This window comes from Consotaella aegiceratis, from assembly GCF_036541425.1.
In the GTDB taxonomy this organism is placed as follows: domain Bacteria; phylum Pseudomonadota; class Alphaproteobacteria; order Rhizobiales; family Rhizobiaceae; genus Consotaella; species Consotaella aegiceratis.
On record NZ_JAZHFT010000001.1, the window covers coordinates 33,489 to 58,667 of the forward strand.

A 25,179-nucleotide genomic window follows, 5' to 3' on the forward strand; every position below is an offset into this window, starting at 1 on the left:
ACGATCTCCCATGGTGGCGTTTGTCCCATGCCCCCGGCGAATATGCCACCAGCGCGCCTTTTTACCGACGTAAGGCGCCGTGAGCCCTGCAGCTGGACTTCACGCGGAGCATGCGAAGCCTCGCGGCGTGGGCCGAAATGCGCAGAATTCAGATTGGCGACCCTTCCGCCGCCACCCCTTCACCGCCAAGCTGTCGCCGACACGACGGGAGGCCCTGAACCATGAAAATCGTCGATCAAAAGCTGTTCGTCGCCAACGTGGCGCGCACCAACCTCGTCTTCGTCAAGCTCTATACCGACGACGGCATCGAGGGGGTCGGCGAAGCGACGCTGGAATGGAAGACCGAAACCGTCGTCGGCGCGTTGGCCGAATTGAAGCGCTATTTGATCGGCAAGGATCCCTTCCAGGTCGACCTGCACATCGAGACCATGCATCGCGACAGCTACTGGCGCGACGGCGCCGTATTCCGCAGCGCGCTGGGAGCCGTCGAAGCGGCGATGCTCGACATCAAGGGCAAGGCCCTGGGCGTGCCGGTCTACGAACTGCTGGGCGGCCGCCAGCGCGATGCCGTGGCCTGCTACGGCAACCACTGGTTCTTCGGCGCGGTCACACCCGAGGATCACGCGCGGCTGGCCCGTGTGGCGGTCGATCAGGGGCTGAAGGCGCTGAAATGGGATCCGCTCGGCAGCGCCAGCCTCGATCTGAGCCGGGCCCAGCGCATGACGGCGGTGGAGATCGTCGAGGCGGTGCGCGCCGAGGTTGGCGAGGACATCGACCTGATGCTCGACTTCCACGGCCGCCTCAACGTGCCGAGTTCGATCGCTATCGCGCGCGACCTGGAGCGCTTCAATCTGCGCTGGATCGAGGAGCCGACACCGCCCGACAGCATCGACGCGCTGGCCGACGTGCGCCGCAACAGCCGGGTGCCGATCGCCGCCGGCGAGCGCTATTACGTGCCGGACCGCTTCATGGAGGCGATCGCCAAGAACGCCGTCGACGTGCTTCAGCCCGACGTCTGCCATTGTGGCGGCATGGCTGCCGCCAAGTGGGTCGCGGGCCTGGCCCACAACCGGATGATCCCGGTGGCGCCGCACAATCCCACCGGACCGGTGATGAACGCCATGACGCTGCACCTGTCGCTGGCGATCCCGAATTTCACGATCTTCGAGATGGTGATGATCGATGCGCCGTGGCGCCGGGAGATCGTGCGGGAATCGATCATTTTCCGGGACGGCACGATCCTGGCGCCGACCGCGCCCGGTCTCGGCGTCGAGATCGATGAGGACGCCTGCGGGCGCTTTCCCTATCAGCCAACGGACGTGCCGCTGTTCGACGGATCGATGAACGTCCGCGGCATCGCCAGCGGCAACGCCGTGCTCGGCGGGGCGTAAAACGGCATGGCCTGCGACGGCCCAGTTGGCGAGCACCGATCCAATGGGCGGACTCGAGTCGGCAGGGACCCAAGGGAGGACCATCGATGATCACGATCGGCATTCTGGGGGCCGCCGGCATCGCGCCGCGCTCCATCATCCAGCCGGCGCGCAGAAATCCTGAGACGCGCGTTCATGCCGTCGCTTCCCTCCGGGCCGAGGCTGGGCGCGCCTATGCGCGAGAGCACGACATTCCCTTGGTCTACGCCAGCTATGACGAACTGATCGCCGATCCGGCGATCGACATCATCTACAACTGCCTGCCGCCCGTCGCCCATGCCGAATGGACAATCAAGGCGCTCGAGGCGGGCAAGCACGTGCTGTGCGAAAAGCCGATCGCGATGACTGCAGAAGAGGCAACCCGCATGGTCGCCGCCGCCGACAGGGCGGGTCGCGTGCTGATGGAAGCTTTTCACGACCGCTATCATCCGGCCTTCCTCCATCTCCTCGACCTCAAGACGAGCGGCCGGCTGGGTGCGATCCGGAGCGCCAGGGCGGAATTCCTGGTCGACGTGCCCTACGATCCCGAGAACATCCGCTACGATCCAGCCCAGGGTGGCGGCGCGATGATGGATCTCGGCTGCTATCCCCTGCATTGGCTGCGCAGCTTTCTCGGCAGCGAACCGACCGTCCTGAGCGCGACGGCGGACCGGACAGAACTGGGTATCGACCGATGCATCGCCGCGGATCTCGGCTTCGCAGGCGGGGTGAACGCGTCATTCCTCGCCGATCTGGCGCGCCCGCCCTATCGCGGCCTCCTGCGCATCGAGGCGGAAAACGGCGTCGTCGAACTGGACAATCCCTGCCTGCCGCACAAAGGACACTCGATCCGCGAATGGCTCGACGGCTCGTTCCGGGAGCACACGGTCGCCGGCGGCACGACCTACGACTACCAGTTGGCGGCGCTGGTCGACGCCGTCGGCAACGGCACGGTTCTGCCGACCGGCGGCGCCGACGCCATCGGCAACATGCGCGCCATCGATGCGATCTACGCGGCAGCCGGATTTTCGCGATAGAGGCTGGCGATCAGGCTCGGCGGTCGGCCCCGATGCCTCCCGCTCAGGAGCCGGGCACGGCCACGGCCTGTCGCTCCGCTTCCGGCACACGGCGCGCATGACCCGTGCTGTCGCGGATCACCAGTTCGGGCTCGACCAGCGTCACGCGCGGTTCGGGCAGGACTCCACGCGCCTTGATGAGCCGCAGCAACCGCTCGATCGCCATGCGCACGAGCACGTCGGTCTCGTAGTTGACGCTGGAGAGAGGTGTTCCCAGAAACTCGCCGATCTCGAGATTGTCGAAACCGATCAGCGCCACGTCTTCGGGGATGCGCAGGCCCCGCTTCTGACACCAGCGGACGGCACCGACGGCGATATAGTCGTTGGCGACGAACACCGCGCTCGGGCGCGCCGTGCTCATCAGCGTATCCATCGCCCAATAGCCGGCCGCGGGCGTGAACCCCGCCGGCTCCACCTGCCAGTCCGGCTCGAACGGAATGTCGGCCTGGCGCAGCGCCTCCAGATAGCCGTCGAACTTCTGCCGGTTGCCTCCGGGATTGCTGCCGTCCAGCGTCCCGATCCGCCGATGCCCCAGGTCGATCAGATGCCGGACCGCCTTGTAGGCGCCGAGGCGCTCGTCGACGCTGACCATATCGACGCCGATGGCCTCGCCGGGAATGAGCATCACCACCGGAAAGTTGGCTTGGCGGAGATCGATCAGATGCCGATAGTCGCGATGACCGCGCGCCGGGTAGACGAGCAGCCCGTCGACCTGCCGCGAGCGGAACATCTCCACCGCGGCGATCTCTTCGCGCAGGGTGTTGTTGGAGGTGGCGAACAGCGTTCCGTAGCCGAGCTTGGCCAGCGCCTTTTCGATGGCCTTCGACGTCTCGGTCAGAATGGGATTGGTGATGTCGGCGAGAATCAGTCCGACGGTCTTGGTCTCGCGGCTCGCCAGCGACTTGGCGATATGGTTCGGCAGGTAGTTGAGCTCGTGCGCCGCCTGGCGGATCAAAAGACGCGTCGCCTCGGGGATGCGCGGACTTTCCCGCAAGGCCAGCGACACGGTGTTCTTGGAATAGCCGGTCCGTTCTGCGATGTCGGCGAGCCGCGCGCCGGGCTTGTTCATCGACGAATACCTCTCGACCTCGGAAGCCGATCCGGAACCGGCCACCGCTTATACGGGACGCGCCGACGCCGGCAAGCTCGTGGCGCACTGCGGCCGGCTCGGTCCGCGGAGCCACTCGCGGCCTCTGAACGTCGGACGCCATCGGCCGGCGACGGACCTGGGACCATTGCAAGAGTGTGAGGCGTCAACGACCTTCGGCATGCAGGCGCTTGATGCCCTCGAACTGCAGGCAGCCCGGTGCCATCTCCATCAGCTCGATGCGATTGCCGTCGGGGTCTTCGAGCCAAGCCTGGCGGTTGCCGTCGAGGCCATCCTTGATCGGCGACAGGAGCGTGATCCCGGTGGCTTCGATGCGCGCGACCGTGGCGTCCAGATCGTCGATGGTGAAGCAGATGTGATTGACGCCATTGGCGTTCCATCCCGGAGCGCGATCGTTTTCGGCACCCGGAAAGATCTCCAGATACTGGTCGTCGGTAATCCTCAGATAGACCAGCCAGGGCGTCCCATCCTCATTGAATAGGCGCAACATCTCGGGAAAGCCGAGACGTTTCTCGTAGTAGTCGAGCGAACGGTCCAGATCGGTGACCTTGATGGCGACATGCCCGACGCCGACAACACCTTGCATCATATCCTCCCCTTTTGCCGGTGGTTCCGGCCTTATCCCGGCTCGCCGGCGCAAGTGTCGCCGACTGATTTTTGTTGTACCGGTAATACGATTGCTTGTGGACCCTCCGAGGGCGGCTTGTCAATCGGCTTCATCAGTCCCAATCCGGCGCCCAGTCGAAATCGATATAGCGCTCGCCGCGATCGAATGTCCTCAGCGATTGCATCTCGTCGTCGCTCAGCGCGATTGCCTGTGCGGCGAAGTTCGTCCGCAGGCGATCGGGATTTCCGGAAGCCGGAATGACGCAGAGGCCGCGCGCCAGGGAATAGGCCAAGGCAAGCTGCTCGATGCTGCATCCCCGGGCATCGGCAAGCGCCTTCAGGCCCTGGTCGCCCGAAAGCCGCCCATGCGCGATCGGCAGATAGCAGGTGACCGAGACACCCCGATCGAGGCAATGGCGCACGAGCCGTTCGTTCTGCAGATAGGGATGCACCTCGAACTGGTTGTTGACGATCGCGGTCTCCCCGAGAAGCGCCTGGGCCTCATCCAGCAGAGCGCGCGTGAAGTTGGACACTCCGATCATGCGGGTCAGCCCGAGGTCCTGAGCTTCCTTGATCTGGTCCACATAGACGGCGAGCGGCACTGTTCCGCGCGGCGACGGCCAGTGCAACAGCGTGAGGTCGACCCGATCGAGGCCCAGCCGGTCGAGGCTTTCGCGCAAGGACGGAACCAGCTTGCCGGCGCCGAAATTCTCCGTCGAGATCTTGGTGGTGAAGAACACCTCGTCCCGGTGCAGGCCGGACCGACGGAACGCCTCGCCGCACTCGCTCTCGTTGCGATAGGTTTGGGCCGTATCGAGATGACGGTAACCGATCTCCAGCGCCGCAAGAATGGCCTCCATGCCTTCCGAACCGGTCCGGCCATAGGTGCCGAGCCCCATCATCGGCATGCCACATCGGTTGGTCTTCATGACGTTCTCCTCCCGCCGTCCGTCCAGAGCGAAGCCTCTCCCGGCGCAAGCACGCGGCCTTGCGCTCGATCTCCAACCGGCCCCCATCCGGTCGTTTGCGCCGCAACATGTTTTCCCTGTTGACGGCGCGCTCAACATAGCCATAGTTTACCGGTAATACAACGCCGGACAACGGCGGACGAGAGGGCCGTTCCGACAGGCGAGGAGCTGCGGGCGGCGGGGAGAGAGATCCATGAACATCCGGTGGAGCCGGTGGTCGCCGCAACTCGCGCTGGCGCCGGCGGTGGTCATCACCTTCGTCGCCTTTATCGGGTCGATGGCCTGGACCATCTATCTCAGCTTCACGCGCAGCCGGCGCTTTCCCGACTATGCGATCGACTGGACCGATTGGGCCCGGCAATACAGCCGGCTGTTCGGCGATCACGGCTGGCTGATCGCACTCAAGAACCTCCTGATCCTCGGCGTCGGCAGCACGCTGGCGATCGTCTTCGGCTTTATCCTCGCCTGTCTGATCGAGCGCGAAAAGCGCGGCGAAGGCCTGTTCCGCACGATCTTTCTCTATCCCCTCGCCGTCTCGCTGATCGTTACGGGCGTGGCCTGGCGCTGGCTGTTCGATCCCAATCTCGGCCTGCAGAACTTCTTTCACTCGATCGGCCTGACCTTCGTGCGCTTCGACTGGCTGTCCTCCGGCGACACGGCGATCTACGGCATCATCCTCGCCTCGGTCTGGCAGGGTTCCGGCTTCTACATGGCGCTGATGCTGGCTGGTCTCAAAGGCATCAATTCGGAGATCTGGAGCGCGGCGCGTCTCGACGGCGTCGGCACGATCCGCTTCTATGTCGAGATCGTCGTGCCGATGATGCGCTTCACCTTTCTCACCTGCGCCATCCTGCTCTCGCTCGGCGTGGTCAAGGCCTACGACATCGTGGTGGCGATGACCAACGGCGGTCCCGGCCAGTCCACCTGGGTGCCGGCCTATTTCACCATCACCGCCTACTGGCAGAAGTCCAATCTCGGCTACGCCTCGGCCGCCGCGGTGATCATGCTCCTGATCACGCTCGCGGTCTTTCTGCCGCTGGTCATGCTGACCGCCTGGCAGCAGCGCCGCAGCGGGGAGAGCGCGGCATGAGCCAGCTGTCGGTCACCCAGGAGGCCGTCGGCGCGGGGGCCAGCGCGGCGCCCCGTGCCGTCTACTTTCCGCGGCCCAAGAAGCGCATCCAGCCGCGCTCGATCGCCATTCTGGCGTTCCTCGGCATGTGCGCGCTGTTCTTTTCCATCCCGCTCTACGTGATCGTGGTCACCTCTTTGAAGACGATGGATCAGATCCGCCAGGGCGATATCTTCTCGCTGCCGCAGATCTGGACGATCGAGCCTTGGATCACCGCCTGGAACTCCGCCTGCTCCGGCATCAATTGCGACGGCTTGAAGGTCGGCTTCGTCAATTCGCTGGCGATCCTGTTTCCCTCGCTGATCCTGTCGATCACGCTGTCCTCGATCACCGGCTATGCGCTCGCCCTGTGGAACGTGCGCTGGGCGGGAACCTTCATGTTCCTGCTGTTCATGTGCGCCTTCGTGCCGTTCCAGATCATCATGATCCCGCTGATCGTCCTGTCGGGCATGCTGAAGGTCTACGGCACCGTCTGGGCCATCGCCATCGTCCACGCCGTGCTGTCGATGCCCCTGCTCACGCTGATCTTCCGCAACTACTACAAGGACATCCCGCCGGAGATCATGCGCGCCGCGATGATGGATTCCGGCTCCTTCTGGCGCACCTTCTTCGAGATCATCGTGCCGATGTCGGGCAACATCCTGATCGTCGTCCTCATCCTGCAGATCACCTCGATCTGGAACGACTTCCTCGTCGGCCTGACCTTCGGCGGGCTTGGCACCCAGCCGATGACGGTGATCCTGGCCAACGTGGTCATCACCACCACCGGCGAGGTGCGCTACAACGAGAACATGGCGGCGGCGCTGCTCACCGCCATTCCGCCTCTCGTCATCTACTTCCTCCTCGGCAAGTTCTTCGTGCAAGGCATCACGGCCGGCGCGATCAAGGGGTGAGCCATGCCAAGCCTGAGCTTCGAACATATCGTCAAGGCCTACGGCGCGATCACCGTGCTCGATGACCTGAACCTTTCGATCGAGGACGGAGACTTCCTCGTCCTGCTCGGGCCGTCCGGCTGCGGCAAGACCACGCTCCTAAACCTGCTGGCGGGGCTTCTCGACGTCACCGACGGGCGCATTTCGATCGGCGAGCGGGACGTCACCGAGCTCGACCCCAAGGATCGGGGTCTGGCCATGGTGTTCCAGTCCTATGCGCTTTATCCGACCAAGACGGTGCGCGGAAACCTGAAGTTCGGTCTCGCCGCCTTCAAGCTGGACAAGGCCGAGGTCGAACGCCGCATCGCCTGGGCCGCCAGGCTCCTGCAGATCGAGCCGCTGCTCGACCGCAAGCCGTCGCAATTGTCGGGCGGTCAGCGCCAGCGCGTCGCCATCGGCCGGGCGCTGGTCAAGCAGGTGGGCGTGTTCCTGTTCGACGAGCCGCTGTCCAATCTCGATGCCAAGCTGCGCACCGAGATGCGGCTCGAGATCAAGAAGCTGCATCAGGAACTGGGATCGACCATCGTCTACGTCACCCACGACCAGATCGAGGCGATGACCATGGCCACCAAGATCGCGGTCATGGATGCTGGCGTCATCCAGCAGTTCGGCACGCCGGACGAGATCTACGAGCGCCCCGCCAATCTCTTCGTCGCCGGCTTCATCGGCTCGATCGCGATGAACATGCTGCCGGCCACATTGTGCGTCGAGGCGGGCCGTGTCCGGGCGGATGTCGCCGGCGCCGCCGCGTCGTTCGATCTCTCCGACTATCCCTTCGCCGAGCCGCCGCGCAACGGGAGCGACGTCGTTCTCGGCCTCAGGCCCGAGCATTTCGGGCCGCTCGGACAGCCTTTGCCGGGCGCGGCCGCCACCTTCGAGTTGCCCGTGCAGTACGGCGAGCGCACCGGATCGGATGCCACCGCCTATTTCGCCAACGGCGCCAAGCTGATGGCGGTGCGCATCGACCCTTCGCAGTTGCCGCTGGCGGTGCCGGGACGTTCCGTTCCCGTCAGCTTCCTGAAGGGAACAGCCAATGTCTTCGACGCCCGCTCGGGGTGCCGGATGTAGGCACGTCATCGCAAAGGGAGGAATGACAATGCTTATCAGGAACAGGCTCATCGGCCTTACGGCGGCGCTGCTCGTGGGCACGGCGTCCATCGCATCGGCCGAAGAGCTCATCGTCTATCACGGCTGGTCGACACCGGCCGAGGTCAGCGCGCTGCAGGTCCTGCGCGACGCTCTCGCCGAAAAGGGCATCAGCTGGAAGGATCTGGCGATCCCGCACAATTCCGGCGTCAACGTCAGCCTGGTGAACATGGTGACCGGCGGCAACCCGCCCAACGCCTTCGTGGAATCCAATCCCGGCGTCTATCGCGACCTCGCCGAGCGCGACCTGTCGCTGGATCTCACCGACCTCTACAAATCGGAAGGCATCGCCGACAACCTCGCTCCGATCGTGCGCGAGCTGTCGATGGTGGACGGCAAGTTCGTCAAGGTGCCGGTGGCGCTCCACATCGACGGCATGGTCTACTACAGCAAGGAGGTCGCCGAGAAGTCGGGCGTCGACCCTGCATCCTGGACCTCCGTCGACGAGATGCTGGCCGATTTCGACAAGGTCCGCGAGGCCGGCTTCGAGCCCGCGGCGGTCGGCAGCCAGGCCTTCCAGGTCGGTTATCTGACGCATGCCATGGTCGCCGCGATCGCCGGGCCCGACATCTACAATCGCATCTACGGGCCGAAGCCCGACATCACGGCTCTCGACACGCCGGAATTCAAGCACGTCGTGGATGTCGTTCGCACTCTGTCCAAGGAAGCCGGGCCCGAAACCCAGAACAGGCCGTGGAACGAAACCACCAACCAGGTGATCACCGGTCACGCGCTGATGCACATCATGGGCGACTGGATGAAGGGTGAGTGGAAGGCCGCGGGCAAGGAGCCCGGCAAGGACTTCGGCTGTATCCCGATCCCCGGCGCCAAGGCCGTCCCGGTGACATCCGACGCCTTCGGTCTGCTGGGCGGGCAGTCCGAGGAGATCACCCAGGCCGAATACACCTTCGCCGAAACGGCGCTCGATCCCGTCGTCTCGGGAAGGTTCGCCCAGAAGAAGGGATCGTCTCCCGCGCGCCTGGATGCTCCGGCGGACTTGCTCGACCAGTGCAACCAGGTCGTCCTCAAGCTGCTGCAGGTGCCGGATGGCACGGTCCAGAATCCGTTCAACATCTCTGACGCCGATTGGCACCACGCCATCTGGGACGTGATGTACGCGTTCTGGAGCGACGACAGCCAGACGGCCGACGACGTCATCGAAGACCTGAAGGACGAGTACGGCGCCATCTTCGGATAGCGCTATCGCCGAACCACAGAAAAGGGCCAGACAATGGACAAACGCCTGCTCGACGAAGATGTCGTGATGCAGCTCTGCTTCGTCACCGACGATCTGGAGAGATCGGTGGCCTGGTTTGCCGATCTTACGGGCAAGGAGCCGGCTCACAGGGGCAAATCCGCCGCCCCGGAGGTCGCCCAGGCGACCTATCAGGGCAAGCCGGCCACCATCACCTTCCGTCTGGCCCTCTTCCGCTTCGCCAACATCGATCTGGAATTCCTGGAGCCCGGACCGGAGCCCAGCACGTGGCGCGACCAGCTGAACGAGAAGGGGCCGGGCTTTCATCACTTCGCCTTCAGGACCCGCGACATGGGCCAGCGGCGCGACTATCTGACGGCCAAGGGCGTGCCGATGATCCAGCACGGGGAATTCGAAGGGCAGGACGGCCGCTACGAATATTTCGACTCCACCCCGCAGATGGGCGCGATCATCGAACTGCTCGAATGGGACAAGGACAAGGAGACCCACGCCTAGAGGTCAGACCTTTCTTGCGGCAGGCGCATCTTGCAAAGGTCCTTATCGCATGTCCACCGGACGGAGATAGCATCATGATCAGGCTCGGCGGACATGGTCTGCCTGTCGGCTCCGACGATCCGGCGGCCTTTGCGGCGGCCCATCGCGAATTCGGCTATCGCGCCGCCTATTGCCCGTCCTGCGCCATCGGCGATACAGACCGGCAAAGGGCGATCTCCACGGCCTTTGCCGAAGCCGACGTGACACTCGCCGAGATCGGCATCTGGCGCAACCTGATCACGCCGGACGAGCGGACGCGCGCGGAGAACGTCGCTTATGCATGCGAGACGCTCGCCCTCGCCGACGCCATCGGCGTCGGCTGCGCGGTCAGCTATATCGGCTCGTTCGCGGCCGGGACCAACTACGCCCCGCATCCGAAAAACCTCGGCGACGAGGCCTTCGATGCCACCGTGGAGACGGCGCGTTACATCATCGACGCGGTCGAGCCGCAACGGACGCGGTTTGCCCTCGAAATGATGCAATATGCCCTGCCCGATAGCGTCGATTGCACTCTCGCCCTGATCAAGGCCGTCGATCGGCCGGCCTTCGCGGCCCATGTCGATCCGGTCAATCTCGTGATGACGCCGCGCACCTATTTCGATACCGCCTCCCTGATCCGCGAGTGCTTCCAGAAGCTCGGCCCCCATATCGTGAGCTGCCACGCCAAGGATATCGTCCTCCATGACCGCGCGGCCCTGCATTTCGACGAAGTCATCATCGGCGACGGCATTCTCGACTATCCGGTGTTTCTGGCGGAGCTCGAGAAGCTCGATGTCGACGTGCCGCTGATGCTCGAGCATCTGGAGGGCAGCGAGTACGCACGGGCGCGCGACCGGCTCGTCGCAATCGCCGCACCGTTCGGCATTCGGTTCAGCTAGGGACCGGGGGCACCCGAGACGCCGATGGTCCAGGTGGGATGGCAGACGGAAGAGGAGATGATCGTGGCCATCCTGGCGCTTTATCCGGACCTCGACCCTTCCGGTTTTTGCTTTCACCGGCAGGGCTGGGACAGTGTGGCCATCGAGGCCGGCGGTCGGTCGATCTTCAAGTTTCCGAAGACCGCTGCGGCTCAGGCGGCGCTCCAGCGCGAAGCCGCGTTGCTGCGGCTGATCCGCCCTCGCGTGTCCCTGCCAGTGCCGGCGATGCGGTTGCACGGCGAGGACGCGGTCTTTTCGGAGCACGCGCTTATTCCGGGCGATCATCTTCTGACGGCCGGGTACGATGCGCTGGGGCCGGCGGACCGTGACACGCTCGCCGCGACGCTCGCGCGGTTCTATCGGGATTTGCATCGGATCGCTCCCGCCGATGCAAAGGCGGCAGGGGTCCAGGCGCTCCCGCCCTGGATGGACGCGGACGGGATCGCCCGTCGCGCCCTCCCCCTGCTCGCCCCCGGCATCCGGGCCAGGGCGACCGTCGCTCTCGACCTCTACCGCGCGCTCGGCCCCGATCCTCTCGGCTCATGTCTCGGCTATTTCGACGGGCATGGCTGGAACATGGCGTTCGACCACAAGAAACGTCGGCTCAACGGGATCTACGATTTCGCGGATGCCGGTATTGGTCCGGTGCATCAGGAGTTCATCTATGCGAGCTTCATCTCTTTCGAGCTGAGCGAGCGGCTGATGGCCGCCTATGAGGCGCTGACGCGGAGTTCGCTCGACCGTCGCAGAATTTGGGTCCTCACCGGGGTGCACCGCCTTTGGGAACTCGCCGAGATGGCCGACGACCCGGACCATGGTCCGACGATGCAGGCGGGCGTCGAAGCCTGGGCGGCAAGCGTCACCGGCGCGCCATAGCTCTGCAGCTCAAGTGCATCGCTCCCGCGCCGCCGAGGCAGCGCCATTCACTGATCACAAATCGCTGCCATCGTCGCCGGGAGCCATCGGCCACGAGGGTCGTCTGGCCGCTATCGAGGGAATCCGAGTTTCGGGGCTGCCCATGTCATGTCGCGTCGCCGCGCTTTGTGTCGTGTTGTCGATCACGATCTATCCCGTGGAAGGTGTTATGGCCGAGCCGACCTTTGTCGCCATCGAAGTCGAAGGCGCGCCGGCGGACGATGCCGGGCTGCGCGAACGCGTTGCACGTATGCGCGGCTATCTCGACGATGAAGACGCCCGATTCGACGCGATCGCGGCCGTTTCGGAACTGACCGAGCTTCGCGCCTATGCCGGCGACCGGTCCGGACTTTTGGCGGAACGGCGCGAAATCCTGTCGATGATCGGCAGCGTCGTGTCCCGCTCGGCGACAATTCCCTTCGAAGACGGGCTGGAGCCCCTGGCCGAAATCATGACGCTGGAGGCGGGAGACGATCGCCCGGTCAAGCGCCGGATGTTCGACCATTATGCCTATGCCGAGTTGGCGAGCGACTACGCCACGCTTCCAGGACACGGTGCGAGCCACGATCTCGCGGCCGAACAATACGGCAAGGCCGCCGCGCTAGCCGACCAACTGGACGGGTTTGACGACAACCAGCGGGCCGGAATGCGTCAGAAGCAGGCCTATGAGTTGCATGAAGCGGGGCGGTACGACGAAGCGCTTTCGCTCAACCAAGGCGTCCTGGAAACCGGCGAGCGGCTTTTCGGGCCGAACGATCCGCAGCTGATCACCGTCCTGACCAACATCGCGCAAAATCTCCATGCGCTCGGCCGCAAGCCGGCCGCCGAGCCGTATCTCGTCCGGGTGCAGACGATCGCAGAGGCAGAGGGCGATCTCGAGACCGTCCAGGACATGCTCTTTCAGCGGGGCGTCCTTTCGTACGAACTGGGCAGGTTCGACGAAGCGCGCAGCTTCATGCGGGATCGGATCGACCGTCTGCGGACGGCGGACGAGACGGAGCTTCTGGCGACCGCCATGGAGGACTACGAGGAATTGGAACGGCGCATCGGTGGCCAGTAGCCCGTCCCGTTGAAGTCGGCGTGTCAGCCCGTGAATGCTGCGTGCCCGGCGTCAGCCGTTTTTCGCGCCGGCTGACGATGGCGACGATCCGATCCCGCTACCGAAGCGGGACCGAACAGGAAAGATCGCCCTCCTGACAGTGGAGATACGTCTCCAGTGCCTCGGCGCGCTGCAGCGTGAGCCGGCGGCGACAGTCCGCGTCGATCATGGGATGCGCGGAACCGCCGACGGTCCCGCTCGTGGCGAAGACGCATTCGGCGTCGCGAAATGCGATCCACGCCCGCTGTGCCTTCCGCAGGCTCTCCAACCTCGGCGCGTCGCCGTCGAGACGTCCGACGATCGACCGATACGTCCGGTTCAGCCGGTCGTCGGCTTCGGCAAACGCCTCGTTGGCGCAGGCCGTGAGCTCCAACTGGTTCGCCTGCGCGCCGCATTCCTGGGCGGCCGCGGTCGCCGGCGCCGTCCATCCGCCACCAGTCAAGACGCAGGCCAGCGTGACGACCCCAAGCGCCCCATGACCAAAGCTTCGCAGCATTTTCGATGGCTCCGCAATGAGCGCGGACGGGCCGCCGCGCCGACGGCGGCCCATTCGTCGCGGGTAGACGTCAGGCGCCTTCGGCCAGCCGCCTGACCGTCTGGCGCGCGCCAACGCGAAGAAGGTCGTCAAGGCTTGCGCGGACGCTGTCGATGAACAGCGGATTGCCGGCCACATCCGACGGGAACACACCGGACTGGCGCACCACGCGCTCGACCTTCTCGTCCACCGTTCCCTCGGCGGCGAGCGCCTTCAGCTTGTCGGCGAGAGGATCGCGCACGTCGATGGCCTCGCCCTTCTCGTCGGTGCCGCCGACATAGCGGATCCAGGCGGCGACGAGCAGCGCCAGGCGCGGGAACGGCGTGCCGTGCTTCAGATGGTGGGCGATGGATTCCAGGGCTCGCTGCGGCAGCTTCTGACTGCCGTCCATGGCGATCTGCCAGGTGCGATGGCGGATCGCCGGGTTGCAGTAGCGCTCGATCAAGGCATCGGCATAGGCGGGCAGATCGACCCCTTCGGGTGCGACGAGGGTCGGTGCCTGCTCCTTCACCATCAGATCGTGGGCCGCCTTCTTGTAGGCGGCGTCGCCCATGGTTTCGGCGATGGTCTCGAAGCCGCCGAGATAGCCGAGATAGGCGAGGAACGAGTGCGAGCCGTTGAGCATGCGCAGCTTCATGTTCTCGTAAGGCGCCACGTCGCGGGTGAAGGTTGCGCCGGCGACGTTCCAGTCGGGCCGGCCGCTGACGAAGTCGTCCTCGATCACCCATTGGCGGAAGGGCTCGCAGATGATGCCGGCCGGATCCTCGGTGCCGAGGCGCGCCGCCAGGTCGCGGTAGCTCTCTTCGGTCATGGCGGGGACGATACGGTCCACCATGGTCGAGGGGAAGCGGGCCTCGGCCTCGATCCACGCCGCCAGCTCGACGTCGCGAGCCTTGGCATAGTCCAGCACGGCGCGTCGCGTCATGACGCCGTTCGACGGGAGATTGTCGCAGGACAGGATGGTGAAGGGCTTCTTGCCCGCCTTGCGGCGCTGATCGAGCGCGGCGACGAGAGTGCCGACGACGGTCGAGGGCTCGTCCGGATTCCCCAGATCGGCGACGATGGCGGGATGGTCGAAGGCGAGGCCGCCTTCCGGCGCCAGCGTATAACCCTTTTCGGTAACGGTGATGGAGACGAGCTCGATGCCGTCCTCGGCGATCGCCGAAACCACGCCTTTCGCACCGTGTTCCGCCCGATGGCGATGGTCGACGACCGAACCCACCAGCCGCGCCTTCCGGCTGTCGGCGGCATTTTCGACGACGCTGTAGAGATAGCCGCGCGAGGCAAGACCGGCCAGCATGTCCGGCGAGCCGAGCAGCTCGATCTCGCGGTAGCCCCAATCGCCGGCTCCGGCGGCCAGCACTTCGTCGGTGTAGACGGCCTGATGGGCCCGGTGAAATGCGCCGAAGCCGATATGGCACATGCGAGGCCGCACCGCGCTGCGATCGTAGGCGGGGCGGCTCACATCGGCCGCCGCGGTGTCGAGAAGAGTTCGTTCGGTCATGACTGCGCTTTCGCGAAGATTGGACAGGGATGGTGGGTTGATCATAGCAAAGGCAGGCCGAAAAGGGCCCGCCTTAAACACTGTCGTCTTGTCGGATCCTGGGCGGGCTCAGGCGAAGGACAGCTGCACCTTGACGGCCTGGCTGCGGTCGCCGGCGAGCCGGAACGCATCCTGCATCCCGTCCAGCCGGCTAGTGTGGGTGATGACCGGCTTGACGTCGATGCCGCCGCCGTCGATCAGCCGCACCGCTTCGGCAAACTCCTCGTGGAAGCGGTGCGTGCCGAGAAGCATGATCTCCTTGCCGACGAGCTGGTTGATGGGCACCGCCAGATTGCCGGTGACGCCGACCTGGATGATCCGGCCCTTGGGCCGCACCGTGGCGATCGCGCTGGCCAGCGCCGGAGCCGCCGCCGAACACTCGAAGGCGACGTCGAAGCTGCCCTTGTCGGCGGCATAGGCGTCCATGGCCGCGCCGTCGGTGGCGACATTGATGGTTCGCGTCGCGCCCATTCGGGCGGCGACTTCGAGCGGCTTGGCTTGAAGATCGGTGACGACGACCTCCCGGGCGCCGCGATGGCGGGCGACGGCGGCGCAGAGCGCGCCGATCGGCCCGGCGCCCGTCACCAGCACGCGGCGGCCAGACAGATCCCCCGCCTGGTTACCCGCATGCAGGCAGACCGCCAGCGGTTCGGCGCAGGCGCCTTCGGCCACGCTGGCGCGCGTCAGCGCCAGGCAGTCCTCGGCCTTCACCACCACCCGGTCGCGGAACAGGCCCTGCTCATGCGGCATCCGCAATGCCGAGCCGAAGAAGCGCATGTTGAGGCAATGGCTGTAGAGCCCCTCGGCGCAGTACTTGCAGTGGCCGCAGGGATGGCTCGGATTGAGCGCCACCTTGGTGCCGACGGACAACCCTGAAACGCCCTCGCCCAGTGCCTCGACGGTTCCGGCCGCCTCGTGGCCGAGAATGATCGGCTCCTGCACCCGTATCGGCCCGAAGCCGCCATCCTGAAAGTAGTGAAGATCCGAGCCGCAGATGCCGCCGGCACCGATGCGGACCAGAACCTCGCCCCTGTCGGGCTCGCCGATGGCCTGCGTTTCAAGCCTGAGATCGCCCGCGCCGTAGAGCCGGCAAACGCGCGTTTCCATGGTTCACCTCTTAGTCGAAAAGCGCCGACGGCAACCACGTCGAGAGCGCCGGCACATAGGAGACGAGCAGCAGAATGATGATGTTCGTCAGCAAGAACGGAACGATCGCCCGCACCACGGGGCCAAGCGGCAGCCGTGCGATATTGGCGCAGACGAACAGGCAGACCCCGACCGGCGGCGTCGTCAGGCCGATCATGAGGTTCAGGACCGCGAAAGTAGCGAAGTGGAGAGGATCCACGCCCACGCCCTGCGCGAGGGTCAGAAGCGGCACGAAGAGCACGATCAACGCGGCGATCGTCTCCATGAACATGCCGATGAACAGGAGGAAAAGGTTGATCAGCAAGATCACGACGAACTTGTTGTCGGTGAGCGACAGGACGCCCTGCGCGATCATCTGCGGGATGCGTTCGGAGACGAGGATCCAGCCGAAGACGTTGGCGAATCCCACCAGGACCAGAATGGCGGCGGCGGAGACCGCCGAATTGATGATGATGGTCGGCACCAGCCGAAGCGGCAGTTCACGATAGACGAAGGCGCCGACGATGAAGGCGTAGAGGCTGGCGACAACAGCCGTCTCGGTCGGCGTCATGGCGCCCGACAGCAGGCCGCCGACGATCAGGCCGGTCATGAAGAGGGCCCAGAACGCCCCCAGGAAAGAGCGCCCCAGCTCGCCGATGCCCTGCCAAGGCTGGCGCGGATATTTCTTGCGCACGGCGATGACGTAAGTGGTGACCATCATCGCGAGGCCGAGCAGGAGACCGGGCACGGCGCCTGCCATGAACATCCGTCCGACCGAAATCCCCGAAAGCGAGCCGACGATGATCATCGGCACCGAAGGCGGAATGATCGGCCCGACCGTGGACGAGGCGGCGGTCACGGCGGCGGAGAAATCGCTCGGATAGCCGGCTTTCTTCATGCCGGGGATCATCACGCCGCCGATCGAGGCCGCGTCGGCGACCGCGGTGCCGGAGATACCGCCGAAGAGCATGGAGGCGGCGACGTTGGACAGGCCGAGGCCGCCGCGCAGCCAGCCGACGAGGGCGTTGGCGAAGCGCACGATCCGCTCGGTGATGCCGCCGTGGTTCATCAGGTTCCCGGCCAGGATGAAGCCGGGGATGGACAACAGCACGAACACGTCCATGCCGGCATACATCTTCTGCGGAATGACGGCGAGCGGCAGGCCGGCGGCGAGAAGATAGGCAAACGAGGCAAGGCCGAGCGTTATGGCCACCGGCAAGCCGATGACGAGGCCGCAGAGAAAGACCCCCAGAAGAATCGCGAGATTCATGACGGATCGGCCTCCATGTGGCCGGCGAGCCCGTCGCCGCGCCCCGAAAGCATGGAGAGCGCCCGCATGAGGGCGAACACCAACAGCAGCGCCAGCAGCGCCAGGATGCTGGCGTGGATGAAATCCATCCGCCAGCCGAGCACGGGCGAGGTCTGACGCACGCCGATCGAGGTGAAGAACCAAGCCGGATAGAGCAAGGCGCCGCAGAGCCCGGCCGTCACCAGAGCCGACGCCAGGCGGAGCAGCCAGGGCATGCGTCCGGGCAGCGCTTCACAGACGATGTCGACATTGACGAGGTCGCCGCTGCGCAGCGACAGGCCAGCGCCGAAGGCAATCATCCAGAGCATCGAATACCGGGTCAGTTCCTCCGTCCAGGGCGGAGAGCTGTGAACGATCGATCGCCCGACAACCTGAACCAGAACGGCGACAATCAGCACTGCGAAGCCCAGCCCGGTTCCGATCCGACACAGCCTGACGATGCCGTTGTGAAGGCGATGCCAATCCATTGTCCCCCCCCCCCATGGAAATTCAGCCAGCCCCGATCGGGCGTCCGATGTGGGCGGCCGATCGGACCCGCGCGGGCCGACCGGCCGACGAAAAGCGACTAGTTCTCGAAAAGCTTCTCCACGGTATCGCGAATCTCGGGGCTGACATTCGCCAGGACCGCGTCGCGGGCCTTCGCCGCGAAGGCGTCCTCGTCGACGTCGACGAATTCCATACCCTTGTCCTTCAACGTCTGCTCGAGAGCCTGTTCGTCGGCCAGAAACAGCTCACGCTCATAGGCCTGCGCGGTCTTGGCGGCTTCCATCACGGCCTGCTGATCCTCTTCCGACATCTGGTTCCAGGTCAGTTCGGAGATCGTCAGATAGATCCAGCTGCGCACATGTTCGGTGAGATTGACGTAGTCCTGCACCTCGGCGAAGTTTGCCGAGTCGATCAGCGCAAGCGGGTTTTCCTGGGCGTCGATCGTGCCGTTCTGAAGCGAGGTGAACACCTCGGAGAAGGCCATTGGCGTCGGGTTCGCGCCGAGCGCGCTCCAGACATCCACGAACAGCGGCACGTTGGGAACGCGCAGCTTCAGACCTTTGAGGTCGTCGGGCGTCTTGATCGGCCGGTTGGACGTCAGATTGCGCGGACCGCGCGCGAAATAGGCGATCGGGCGAATTTGCGCGGTTTCGATGATCTGCTGTTCGATCTCGTCGCCGATCGGGCCGCTGGCGACTTCGTCCATTTCCTCGAGCGAGCCATAGGCATAGGGGATGGCCAGCAGCGCTGCCTTCGGGGCCCAGTTCTGCAGGCTCTCACCGGTGATCGTCATGTCGGCGGTGCCGAGCTGCATGCCGTTGATGAGGTCCATCTCGACGCCCAGCGAGTCGTTGGGATAGACCTCGACCTTGATGCGGCCGTCGGTGAGCTTCTCCAGTTCCTCACCGAATTTCAACGATGCCTTATGCCAAGAGTTCTGCTCATTGGCCAGATGACCGAGCTTCAGGGTCATGTCCTGGGCCAGCGACGTGCCGACCAAGAGGGCCATCGCGGCGCCCGCGATGAGTGTCGTCTGCAGCAGTTTCGTCAGCATTGATACCTCCCTGGTGTTTGCTTGACGGATTGACTAGGCGCGCTCGAAATAGCCGGGATGCGCGGCGGCGATGGCCGGCAGGTCGTCGAGCACCTTTCGCAGATGGTTGCGCATGGCCGCCTCGGCGGCGTCGGCGTCGCCGCTGGCGATCGCCGCGACGATCGCCTCGTGCTGCTCGACGAGCAGGACGCTCGGAAACTCGGCCATGCTGAGATAGCGAACGCGGTCCATCTGCGCCTTGATGTCCTCGAGCAGGCTCCAGACCCGGACCTTGCCGGCGGCCTCGGCGAGCGTGCGGTGGAACGACTCGTCCAGCCGCAGAAAGACGGCTGGTTCCTCGTCGACCGCCGCGCGCTGCCGGGCGATCTGGCGCCGCAGCTCGCCGATCTCGTCCCGGCCGATGTGCTCGGCCAGCAGGCGGACGATGTCGGCTTCGATGGCTTCGCGCACGAAGCGCGAATCCATCACCTCGGCCACCGAAATCTTGCGCACGAAGCTGCCGCGCTGCGGGCGGATCTCCAACAGTCCCTCCTCGGCGAGCTTGATGAAGGCTTCGCGGATCGGCTGCCGGGACAGCCGGTAATGGGCAGCCAGTTCCTGCTCGGTCAGGCGCGTGCCCGGAGCGAGCTCGGCGCGGATGATGCGCTCGCGCAAATCGCGCACGACCTGCGGCCCGACGGGGCTGGCCACATCGATCCCCGTCAGTGCGGCGACGTCCGCAAATGTGTCGGAAACGGCTATCATGTCGCATTCTTCTTACATACAAACATACTAGTCAACAATTAAGTTGTCTGATATTGGATTCTATATTGTCTGATAATTTTGCCGGACAGGCCGCATGACGGCCATTCGGTGAGCTGGGGAGAAAAGCATGCGGCAGACATGGCGCTGGTTCGGTCCGATGGACCGCGTATCGATCGACGATATGAGGCAAGCAGGGGTCGAGGGCGTCGTCTCGGCGCTGCATCACGTCCCGACGGGCGCCGTATGGACGACGGAGGAGATTGAGCGTCGCCAGACGCTCGTCGCCATGGGTAACGGTGGCGAACCTTCAGGCTTGAGCTGGGAAGTGGTGGAGAGCCTGCCTGTCAGCGAGGACATCAAGAAGCAGGCGGGTGACTGGAAGGAGCATATCGCCAACTACAAGGTCAGTCTGAAGAACCTGGCCGAAGCCGGCATCGACGTCGTCTGCTACAACTTCATGCCGGTTCTCGACTGGACGCGGACGAACCTGGCGTTTCGACGGCCGCATGGCGGCACCTGCATGCGCTTCGAGCTTTTCGACTTCGCCGCCTTCGACATCCACATCCTGGCGCGAAAGGGCGCGGCCGAAAGCTTCGATGCCGACGTCCGCGACGAGGCGGAACGACGTTACAAGTCGATGGACGAGGCGGCCCGGACGGCGCTCGCTGAAAATGTCGTCTTCGGCCTGCCCGGCGCAGCCGAGCATTTTACGCTCGAGGACGTGCGCTCCCATCTGGCCGAATATTCCGACATCGGCGAGGAGCGGTTGCGCGGCCATTTCATCGACTTTCTGGAAGAGGTCGCACCCGTCGCCGAAGAGCTCGGCGTGCGGCTCTGCTGCCATCCCGACGATCCGCCGTTTCCGCTGCTCGGCCTGCCACGCATCATGTCGACCGAAGCGCACTACAAGACCATCATGGATGCCGTCGATCTTGCGGCCAACGGCATCACGCTATGCTCGGGTTCGCTCGGCGCCCGCGGCGACAACGACATTCCCGGCATGATGGAGCGCCTCGGCGACCGGGTTCATTTCCTCCACATGCGCAATGTCCGGCGCGAAGCCGAAGCGATCCCCGCCTCCTTCTACGAAGACGAGCATCTGGCGGGCTGCACCGACATGGTGGCGTTCATCGCAGCGGTGTTGCGGGAGGAGGCGCGACGCAAGGCCGCCGGCAGGACAGACTGTTCGATTCCCTTCCGCCCCGACCATGGCCAGGACATCCTCGACGATCTGGGTCGCAAGGCCCAGCCCGGCTATCCGGCAATCGGCCGCCTCAAGGGCCTGGCGGAACTGCGCGGCGTCATGACCGCGCTCGATCACCAAACATTCGGACTGTCCGGCGCCAGCGCATCGCATTGATCGATGGGGAGGCCGGCCCGGCCGATGACCGGATCGGCTTCCGGCCCGGGACGGCATTTCGAAAGGGCACCGTCCGTGCTGCCTGATCGGCGCAGCCGAGGGCGGACCGTTACGCCTCGGCCAAGACCGGACGCGACCTAATCGGCGCTGTCGAGTGTTGCCAGCGGCTTGGCCGGCCCGGGCGCGTCGCTGCGCCCGTAGCGCCCGTCGATGCGCGAGCGGACGCCGGCGATCATCTGCACGCTGATGCGCTTGGCCGTGGCCGGCTTTCTCAATCGGATGGAATCGTAGAGCTGGCGATGCTGGGAGATCGTGATCTCCTTGGTCTCGGCATCGGGAAAATAGGTCACGTCGAAGACTGCCGTCTGAAGCGCCTCGATCGCCTCGCCCAGTTGCTCGACGACGAAGTTCTGCGCCGAGGCGATCAGCGCCTGGTGGAAGCGAATATCGGCGGCGTTGAACGCCTGCTTGTCCTGATAGCAGCGATCCATCTCGTCGACGGCCGCTTCCATCTTGGCGAGATCGCTGGCATCGGCGCGCATGGCCGCCCACTCGGCAATCGCCGGCTCGATGACCGCGCGGGTCTCCAGCAGGGTCTGAATCAGATCGTAGGGATCCTCCGCCGACAGCGCCCAATGGAGCACGTCGGTGTCCAGGTAGTTCCAGCGGCGGCGTGGCTCGATGAACAGCCCGCGATGCTTCTGGATGTCGATCAGCCGCTTGGTGCCGAGAACCTTGATCACCTCGCGCAGCGTGGCGCGCGATACCTCATAGAGGCCGCAGAGTTCCGCCTCGGATGGCAAGGCGCCCTGTCGTCCGTAGCGACCGGACACGATATCGAATCCGAAGCGCGCGATGGTCCGCTCCAGCTTGGTCAAGCCGGCGTCATCGCTGCAGGGAAGTGCTGCTGACATGGTGTCTCCGCGCCGCCGGGAAATCCTCTGCGCCAAGGTGGCTCTGGTGGGCTTGAGGCCGTTGGAGCCTTCCGGCATCCGATATCTCGCGCCGGAGAGGTCCCTTTAAAGCATCATGCCGAAAAGTTGGAGACTTTTCGGCATTCCTTGCCGGCGCATAAACGGCAAGGGGGGGGCCGACGGCGGGGCAAGGCGCAACCGCCGTCGACGGTAGCGGCTATTCGCCCTGACGCAGCGCGTCGATCGCTTCCAGCTCTTTGGCGCCGCCGTATTCGGCGACGAAGGTGTCGCGCACCCCCTTGGTGGCCTCGGCGAACGGCTCCTGATCGATGCTCTCGACCACATCGAGCCCCTCCGCCTTCATGTCTTCGACCTGCTTGGCGATCGCCTCGTTGTTGAGCTGGCGTTGATAGCGGCCGGCTTCGCGCGCCGCGGCAATCAGGGCGTCCTGCTCGTCGGGCGATAGAGCGTCAAACTTCTCCTTGTTCATGGCGACGATCAGCGCGCTGTAGGCGTGATGGGACAGGCTGAGATAGTGCTGCACCTCATAGAGCTTCGCCGACACGAAGACGCCGAGCGGGTGCTCCTGCGCGTCGACCGTGCCCATTTCGAGCGCGGTGTAGAGCTCGCCGAGCGGCATGGGCACAGGATTGGCACCGAGCAGCTCGAACGCCTGGATGTGGACGGGCGCGCCGGTGGTGCGGATCTTCAGGCCCTTGACGTCGTCGGGCGTACGGACGGGATGCTTCGAATTGGTGATCTGCCGCCAGCCGTTGTCCCAGAACGCAAGTCCCTTCAGGCCTACCGTTTCCAGTTGATCGAGCAGCAACTGGCCGACATCGCCGTCCAGCGCGCGATAGGCGTGGTCGGTGTCGGCAAACAGAAACGGAATGTCGAGCATTCCGATCTGCGGCACGAGTCCGATGAAATTGGACGAACCCGAAACCAGAAGATCGATGGTGCTGCCCCGGGTCCCCGAAATGGCAGCCTGGGCGTTGCCGAGCGTGCTGTCGGGGAAGATCTTCAGCTCCAGTGCGCCGTCCGTCTTTTCCTTCAGCAGTTCGTTCATCCGCTGCGCGGCGAGAAACTGGGTGTCGGTGCGCGGCGATTCGGACGCGAACCGCAAGGACGCGGCTTCTGCTCCCCCGATCGTGGCGACCGCCAAGCCCAACCCCATCAGCGATCCGGCGAGGATCTTTGCGAAAGTCATATTGCTTCTCCCTTGGGCTGCCGATCATGGTCGAGGGTGGCGGCCCGCAGCCGAAGGGCCGCCGCCTGGATGTCCCGAAGCCCTCGCAGCATCCAGCGCAGAGGCGCCAGGATCAGGGATGGGAAGACGATGAAGAGGGTGAGCAGGAGCAGCATCACCAGCAGATAGGGAATCACCCCGCGCATGCAGCGCTCGAACGGCAGTTGCGAGACGCTGGCGATGACGTTGAGGACGTTGCCGACCGGAGGCGTGATCAGCCCGATCGACGAGTTGATGATGAACATCACGCCGAAATAGACCGGGTTGATGTGAGCCTCCTGGATCAGCGGCATCAGCACCGGTACGAGGATCAGGACGGTCGGGGTGAGGTCCATCACCATGCCGACGACCATGATGAAGATCATCATCATCGCCATCAGCAGCGTCGGCGAATCGACCAGCGGCTGCATCATGTCGGCGACCATCTGCGGCAGTTCCGCGATGGTGATCAGCCAGGCCGAGACGGCGGAAGCGGCCACCAGCAGCATCACGACCGCCGTGGTCTCCGCCGCCGCGAACATGACGTTGTAGAGGTCCTTCAAGCGAAGTTCGCGGTAGACGAAGAGCGCGATGAAGAGGGCATAGACGGCGGCAACCACGCCGGCCTCGGTCGACGTGAAGATGCCGCTGCGAAAGCCGCCGACGATGATCACCGGCAGGAGCAGCGCCCAGATGCCTTCCCGCACCGAGCGGCCGACTTCGTGGCGGGACGCCTTTTCGAGCAGCGAGATGTCGGCGGTGCGCGATTGCCACCACCAGACGGCGGCCAGCGCCACGCCCATCATCACCCCTGGCGCGATGCCGGCCAGGAACAGCTGGGAGATGGAGACGCCGCTGGCAACGCCGAAGATGATGAAAGGGATCGAAGGCGGGATGATCGGGGCGATGATGCCGCCCGCCGCGATCAATCCGACCGACCGCCCCTCCTCGTAACGGGCGTTCTTCATCATCGGCAGGAGCACCATGGCCAGCGCCGCGGTGTCTGCCGCCGCCGACCCCGACAGAGAGGCCATCAGGACAGCCGCGATGATGGCCACGAAGCCAAGCCCGCCCCTTTTGTGGCCGACGAGCTTCATCGGCAGATCGACGATGCGGCGCGAGATGCCGCCGGCGTTCATCAGTTCGCCGGCCAGAATGAAGAACGGGATCGCCAGAAGGGAAAAGCTGTCGGCGCCGTTGATGAGGTTCTGCGCCATGATCTGGCTGTCGAACAGATCCAGATCGAGCATCAGGGCCATGCCGCACAGGAGTAGCGAAAAGGCGACCGGAACGCCCATGAGAATGCAGCCGATCAGGCTGACGAGGAACACCGCGACGGTCATGACGGGTCTCCGGCAGCCAGATGCCGAACGCCGTTCCACAGCCGCGCCAGCAGCATCACGCCGACACCGAGCGCGAACGGAATGCCGGCGAGATAGAGTGCGCCGACGGGGATGCCGCTCACCGGCAGACAGTTGTAGCGGTTGAGCTCGGCGAACTCCCAGCACCCTTTGAGCACCATGGCGCAGCAGGCCAGCATGGCCAGTTCGCCCAGCATGGTAACCAGGCGCGTCCAGCGCGGCGGCAGCGCCTCGACCACCATCGTGACCTGGACGTGCCGGCGCCGCGCGAAGGCGGTGATCGATCCGAGAAAGGTGAGCCAGACGAAGAGGTAGCGGGCGACCTCTTCCGTCAGGAGGATGTTGGAATTGAAGCCGTAACGCAGGACGACGTTCAGAAAGACGAGGCCGCACATCAGGGTCAGAGACGCCACCATCAGCGCCTTGAGGATGTGCAGCGAGATCGTGCGGAAAAGCACCGTAACC

At 64.9% G+C, this 25,179-nt stretch carries 25 protein-coding genes; 11 read left to right on the forward strand and 14 right to left on the reverse strand.

Going from position 1 to position 25,179, the window contains the following annotated elements; genetic code table 11:
- Nucleotides 1-221 precede the first annotated feature (221 nt).
- Together SMD10_RS00145 and SMD10_RS00150 are read left to right on the forward strand one after the other, a co-directional pair.
- Entirely contained in the window at nucleotides 222-1,391 is a 1,170-nt protein-coding gene (locus tag SMD10_RS00145; protein WP_331683599.1) for a mandelate racemase/muconate lactonizing enzyme family protein, read from the forward strand.
- A gap of 86 nt (nucleotides 1,392-1,477) precedes the next feature.
- Nucleotides 1,478-2,446, forward strand: a complete 969-nt coding sequence (locus SMD10_RS00150) for a Gfo/Idh/MocA family protein (protein WP_331683600.1) — start codon at nucleotides 1,478-1,480, stop codon at nucleotides 2,444-2,446.
- A 43-nt stretch (nucleotides 2,447-2,489) separates the two neighbouring features.
- On the opposite strand, the gene SMD10_RS00155 is transcribed toward SMD10_RS00150, so the two are convergent.
- The 3 genes from SMD10_RS00155 to SMD10_RS00165 all read right to left on the reverse strand — a co-directional run bounded on the left by SMD10_RS00155 (nucleotide 2,490) and on the right by SMD10_RS00165 (nucleotide 5,128).
- Nucleotides 2,490-3,554 (reverse strand): LacI family DNA-binding transcriptional regulator, encoded by a 1,065-nt coding sequence (locus tag SMD10_RS00155; protein WP_331683601.1) that lies wholly within the window; start codon nucleotides 3,552-3,554, stop codon nucleotides 2,490-2,492.
- A gap of 184 nt (nucleotides 3,555-3,738) precedes the next feature.
- Nucleotides 3,739-4,182: a VOC family protein gene (locus tag SMD10_RS00160; RefSeq protein WP_432757143.1), complete on the reverse strand. Its 444-nt coding sequence runs from the start codon at nucleotides 4,180-4,182 to the stop codon at nucleotides 3,739-3,741.
- Nucleotides 4,183-4,312: 130 nt separating this feature from the next.
- Nucleotides 4,313-5,128, reverse strand: a complete 816-nt coding sequence (locus SMD10_RS00165) for an aldo/keto reductase (protein ID WP_331683602.1) — start codon at nucleotides 5,126-5,128, stop codon at nucleotides 4,313-4,315.
- 232 nt (nucleotides 5,129-5,360) lie between these two features.
- Between SMD10_RS00165 and SMD10_RS00170 the strand changes: the two genes are divergently transcribed.
- The 8 genes from SMD10_RS00170 (at nucleotide 5,361) to SMD10_RS00205 (ending at nucleotide 13,016) form a co-directional block, all read left to right on the forward strand.
- Entirely contained in the window at nucleotides 5,361-6,257 is an 897-nt protein-coding gene (locus tag SMD10_RS00170) for a carbohydrate ABC transporter permease (RefSeq protein WP_331683603.1), read from the forward strand.
- Nucleotides 6,254-7,189, forward strand: a complete 936-nt coding sequence (locus SMD10_RS00175; RefSeq protein WP_331683604.1) for a carbohydrate ABC transporter permease — start codon at nucleotides 6,254-6,256, stop codon at nucleotides 7,187-7,189. The genes SMD10_RS00170 and SMD10_RS00175 overlap by 4 nt, the downstream gene beginning before the upstream one ends.
- 3 nt (nucleotides 7,190-7,192) lie before the next feature.
- Nucleotides 7,193-8,296 (forward strand): ABC transporter ATP-binding protein, encoded by a 1,104-nt coding sequence (locus SMD10_RS00180; protein ID WP_331683605.1) that lies wholly within the window; start codon nucleotides 7,193-7,195, stop codon nucleotides 8,294-8,296.
- A gap of 28 nt (nucleotides 8,297-8,324) precedes the next feature.
- The gene (locus tag SMD10_RS00185) at nucleotides 8,325-9,572 is read left to right on the forward strand and encodes an ABC transporter substrate-binding protein (protein ID WP_331683606.1); all 1,248 of its coding nucleotides are present in this window, start codon (nucleotides 8,325-8,327) and stop codon (nucleotides 9,570-9,572) included.
- Between the two features lie 33 nt (nucleotides 9,573-9,605).
- Nucleotides 9,606-10,085: a VOC family protein gene (locus SMD10_RS00190; RefSeq protein ID WP_331683607.1), complete on the forward strand. Its 480-nt coding sequence runs from the start codon at nucleotides 9,606-9,608 to the stop codon at nucleotides 10,083-10,085.
- 74 nt (nucleotides 10,086-10,159) lie between these two features.
- Nucleotides 10,160-11,002 carry a sugar phosphate isomerase/epimerase family protein gene (locus SMD10_RS00195; protein WP_331683608.1) on the forward strand — a complete coding sequence of 281 codons (843 nt, stop codon included), beginning with the start codon at nucleotides 10,160-10,162 and terminating at the stop codon, nucleotides 11,000-11,002.
- Nucleotides 11,003-11,026: 24 nt separating this feature from the next.
- Nucleotides 11,027-11,917, forward strand: a complete 891-nt coding sequence (locus SMD10_RS00200) for a phosphotransferase family protein (protein ID WP_331683609.1) — start codon at nucleotides 11,027-11,029, stop codon at nucleotides 11,915-11,917.
- Between the two features lie 142 nt (nucleotides 11,918-12,059).
- Entirely contained in the window at nucleotides 12,060-13,016 is a 957-nt protein-coding gene (locus SMD10_RS00205; RefSeq protein WP_331683610.1) for a tetratricopeptide repeat protein, read from the forward strand.
- A 97-nt stretch (nucleotides 13,017-13,113) separates the two neighbouring features.
- On the opposite strand, the gene SMD10_RS00210 is transcribed toward SMD10_RS00205, so the two are convergent.
- The 7 genes from SMD10_RS00210 to SMD10_RS00240 form a co-directional block, all read right to left on the reverse strand.
- Nucleotides 13,114-13,551 carry a lysozyme inhibitor LprI family protein gene (locus tag SMD10_RS00210; protein WP_331683611.1) on the reverse strand — a complete coding sequence of 146 codons (438 nt, stop codon included), beginning with the start codon at nucleotides 13,549-13,551 and terminating at the stop codon, nucleotides 13,114-13,116.
- Nucleotides 13,552-13,621: 70 nt separating this feature from the next.
- Nucleotides 13,622-15,094 carry a mannitol dehydrogenase family protein gene (locus SMD10_RS00215; protein ID WP_331683612.1) on the reverse strand — a complete coding sequence of 491 codons (1,473 nt, stop codon included), beginning with the start codon at nucleotides 15,092-15,094 and terminating at the stop codon, nucleotides 13,622-13,624.
- A 108-nt stretch (nucleotides 15,095-15,202) separates the two neighbouring features.
- Nucleotides 15,203-16,240, reverse strand: coding sequence for an L-idonate 5-dehydrogenase (locus SMD10_RS00220; protein WP_331683613.1), 1,038 nt, complete (start codon nucleotides 16,238-16,240; stop codon nucleotides 15,203-15,205).
- A gap of 10 nt (nucleotides 16,241-16,250) precedes the next feature.
- Nucleotides 16,251-17,528, reverse strand: coding sequence for a TRAP transporter large permease (locus tag SMD10_RS00225; RefSeq protein WP_331683614.1), 1,278 nt, complete (start codon nucleotides 17,526-17,528; stop codon nucleotides 16,251-16,253).
- Complete coding sequence (locus SMD10_RS00230) at nucleotides 17,525-18,034, reverse strand: TRAP transporter small permease (protein ID WP_331683615.1); 510 nt, start codon at nucleotides 18,032-18,034, stop codon at nucleotides 17,525-17,527. Before SMD10_RS00230 ends, SMD10_RS00225 begins: the two co-directional genes overlap by 4 nt.
- Nucleotides 18,035-18,132: 98 nt before the next feature.
- Nucleotides 18,133-19,107, reverse strand: a complete 975-nt coding sequence (locus tag SMD10_RS00235) for a TRAP transporter substrate-binding protein (RefSeq protein WP_331683616.1) — start codon at nucleotides 19,105-19,107, stop codon at nucleotides 18,133-18,135.
- Between the two features lie 33 nt (nucleotides 19,108-19,140).
- Complete coding sequence (locus tag SMD10_RS00240) at nucleotides 19,141-19,851, reverse strand: GntR family transcriptional regulator (protein WP_331683617.1); 711 nt, start codon at nucleotides 19,849-19,851, stop codon at nucleotides 19,141-19,143.
- A gap of 127 nt (nucleotides 19,852-19,978) precedes the next feature.
- Between SMD10_RS00240 and uxuA the strand changes: the two genes are divergently transcribed.
- Nucleotides 19,979-21,211 carry a mannonate dehydratase gene (uxuA, locus tag SMD10_RS00245; protein ID WP_331683618.1) on the forward strand — a complete coding sequence of 411 codons (1,233 nt, stop codon included), beginning with the start codon at nucleotides 19,979-19,981 and terminating at the stop codon, nucleotides 21,209-21,211.
- A gap of 137 nt (nucleotides 21,212-21,348) precedes the next feature.
- Here the strand turns inward: uxuA and SMD10_RS00250 are convergent, their stop codons facing one another.
- From SMD10_RS00250 to SMD10_RS00265, 4 genes are all read right to left on the reverse strand, one after another.
- On the reverse strand, nucleotides 21,349-22,125 hold the full coding sequence (locus SMD10_RS00250; protein WP_331683619.1) for a FadR/GntR family transcriptional regulator: 777 nt from the start codon (nucleotides 22,123-22,125) through the stop codon (nucleotides 21,349-21,351).
- A 217-nt stretch (nucleotides 22,126-22,342) separates the two neighbouring features.
- Complete coding sequence (locus SMD10_RS00255) at nucleotides 22,343-23,335, reverse strand: TRAP transporter substrate-binding protein (RefSeq protein WP_331683620.1); 993 nt, start codon at nucleotides 23,333-23,335, stop codon at nucleotides 22,343-22,345.
- On the reverse strand, nucleotides 23,332-24,696 hold the full coding sequence (locus tag SMD10_RS00260) for a TRAP transporter large permease subunit (protein ID WP_331683621.1): 1,365 nt from the start codon (nucleotides 24,694-24,696) through the stop codon (nucleotides 23,332-23,334). The genes SMD10_RS00255 and SMD10_RS00260 overlap by 4 nt, the downstream gene beginning before the upstream one ends.
- Complete coding sequence (locus SMD10_RS00265; protein ID WP_331683622.1) at nucleotides 24,693-25,172, reverse strand: TRAP transporter small permease subunit; 480 nt, start codon at nucleotides 25,170-25,172, stop codon at nucleotides 24,693-24,695. Before SMD10_RS00265 ends, SMD10_RS00260 begins: the two co-directional genes overlap by 4 nt.
- Nucleotides 25,173-25,179 lie beyond the last annotated feature (7 nt).

Coding starts and splice junctions, on each gene's coding strand:
- SMD10_RS00145 (WP_331683599.1), top strand. CDS start 222: ATGAAAATCGTCGATCAAAAGCTGTTCGTCGCCAACGTGGCGCGCACC.
- SMD10_RS00150 (WP_331683600.1), top strand. CDS start 1,478: ATGATCACGATCGGCATTCTGGGGGCCGCCGGCATCGCGCCGCGCTCC.
- SMD10_RS00155 (WP_331683601.1), bottom strand. CDS start 3,554: ATGAACAAGCCCGGCGCGCGGCTCGCCGACATCGCAGAACGGACCGGC.
- SMD10_RS00160 (WP_432757143.1), bottom strand. CDS start 4,182: ATGATGCAAGGTGTTGTCGGCGTCGGGCATGTCGCCATCAAGGTCACC.
- SMD10_RS00165 (WP_331683602.1), bottom strand. CDS start 5,128: ATGAAGACCAACCGATGTGGCATGCCGATGATGGGGCTCGGCACCTAT.
- SMD10_RS00170 (WP_331683603.1), top strand. CDS start 5,361: ATGAACATCCGGTGGAGCCGGTGGTCGCCGCAACTCGCGCTGGCGCCG.
- SMD10_RS00175 (WP_331683604.1), top strand. CDS start 6,254: ATGAGCCAGCTGTCGGTCACCCAGGAGGCCGTCGGCGCGGGGGCCAGC.
- SMD10_RS00180 (WP_331683605.1), top strand. CDS start 7,193: ATGCCAAGCCTGAGCTTCGAACATATCGTCAAGGCCTACGGCGCGATC.
- SMD10_RS00185 (WP_331683606.1), top strand. CDS start 8,325: ATGCTTATCAGGAACAGGCTCATCGGCCTTACGGCGGCGCTGCTCGTG.
- SMD10_RS00190 (WP_331683607.1), top strand. CDS start 9,606: ATGGACAAACGCCTGCTCGACGAAGATGTCGTGATGCAGCTCTGCTTC.
- SMD10_RS00195 (WP_331683608.1), top strand. CDS start 10,160: ATGATCAGGCTCGGCGGACATGGTCTGCCTGTCGGCTCCGACGATCCG.
- SMD10_RS00200 (WP_331683609.1), top strand. CDS start 11,027: ATGGTCCAGGTGGGATGGCAGACGGAAGAGGAGATGATCGTGGCCATC.
- SMD10_RS00205 (WP_331683610.1), top strand. CDS start 12,060: ATGTCATGTCGCGTCGCCGCGCTTTGTGTCGTGTTGTCGATCACGATC.
- SMD10_RS00210 (WP_331683611.1), bottom strand. CDS start 13,551: ATGCTGCGAAGCTTTGGTCATGGGGCGCTTGGGGTCGTCACGCTGGCC.
- SMD10_RS00215 (WP_331683612.1), bottom strand. CDS start 15,094: ATGACCGAACGAACTCTTCTCGACACCGCGGCGGCCGATGTGAGCCGC.
- SMD10_RS00220 (WP_331683613.1), bottom strand. CDS start 16,240: ATGGAAACGCGCGTTTGCCGGCTCTACGGCGCGGGCGATCTCAGGCTT.
- SMD10_RS00225 (WP_331683614.1), bottom strand. CDS start 17,528: ATGAATCTCGCGATTCTTCTGGGGGTCTTTCTCTGCGGCCTCGTCATC.
- SMD10_RS00230 (WP_331683615.1), bottom strand. CDS start 18,034: ATGGATTGGCATCGCCTTCACAACGGCATCGTCAGGCTGTGTCGGATC.
- SMD10_RS00235 (WP_331683616.1), bottom strand. CDS start 19,107: ATGCTGACGAAACTGCTGCAGACGACACTCATCGCGGGCGCCGCGATG.
- SMD10_RS00240 (WP_331683617.1), bottom strand. CDS start 19,851: ATGATAGCCGTTTCCGACACATTTGCGGACGTCGCCGCACTGACGGGG.
- uxuA (WP_331683618.1), top strand. CDS start 19,979: ATGCGGCAGACATGGCGCTGGTTCGGTCCGATGGACCGCGTATCGATC.
- SMD10_RS00250 (WP_331683619.1), bottom strand. CDS start 22,125: ATGTCAGCAGCACTTCCCTGCAGCGATGACGCCGGCTTGACCAAGCTG.
- SMD10_RS00255 (WP_331683620.1), bottom strand. CDS start 23,335: ATGACTTTCGCAAAGATCCTCGCCGGATCGCTGATGGGGTTGGGCTTG.
- SMD10_RS00260 (WP_331683621.1), bottom strand. CDS start 24,696: ATGACCGTCGCGGTGTTCCTCGTCAGCCTGATCGGCTGCATTCTCATG.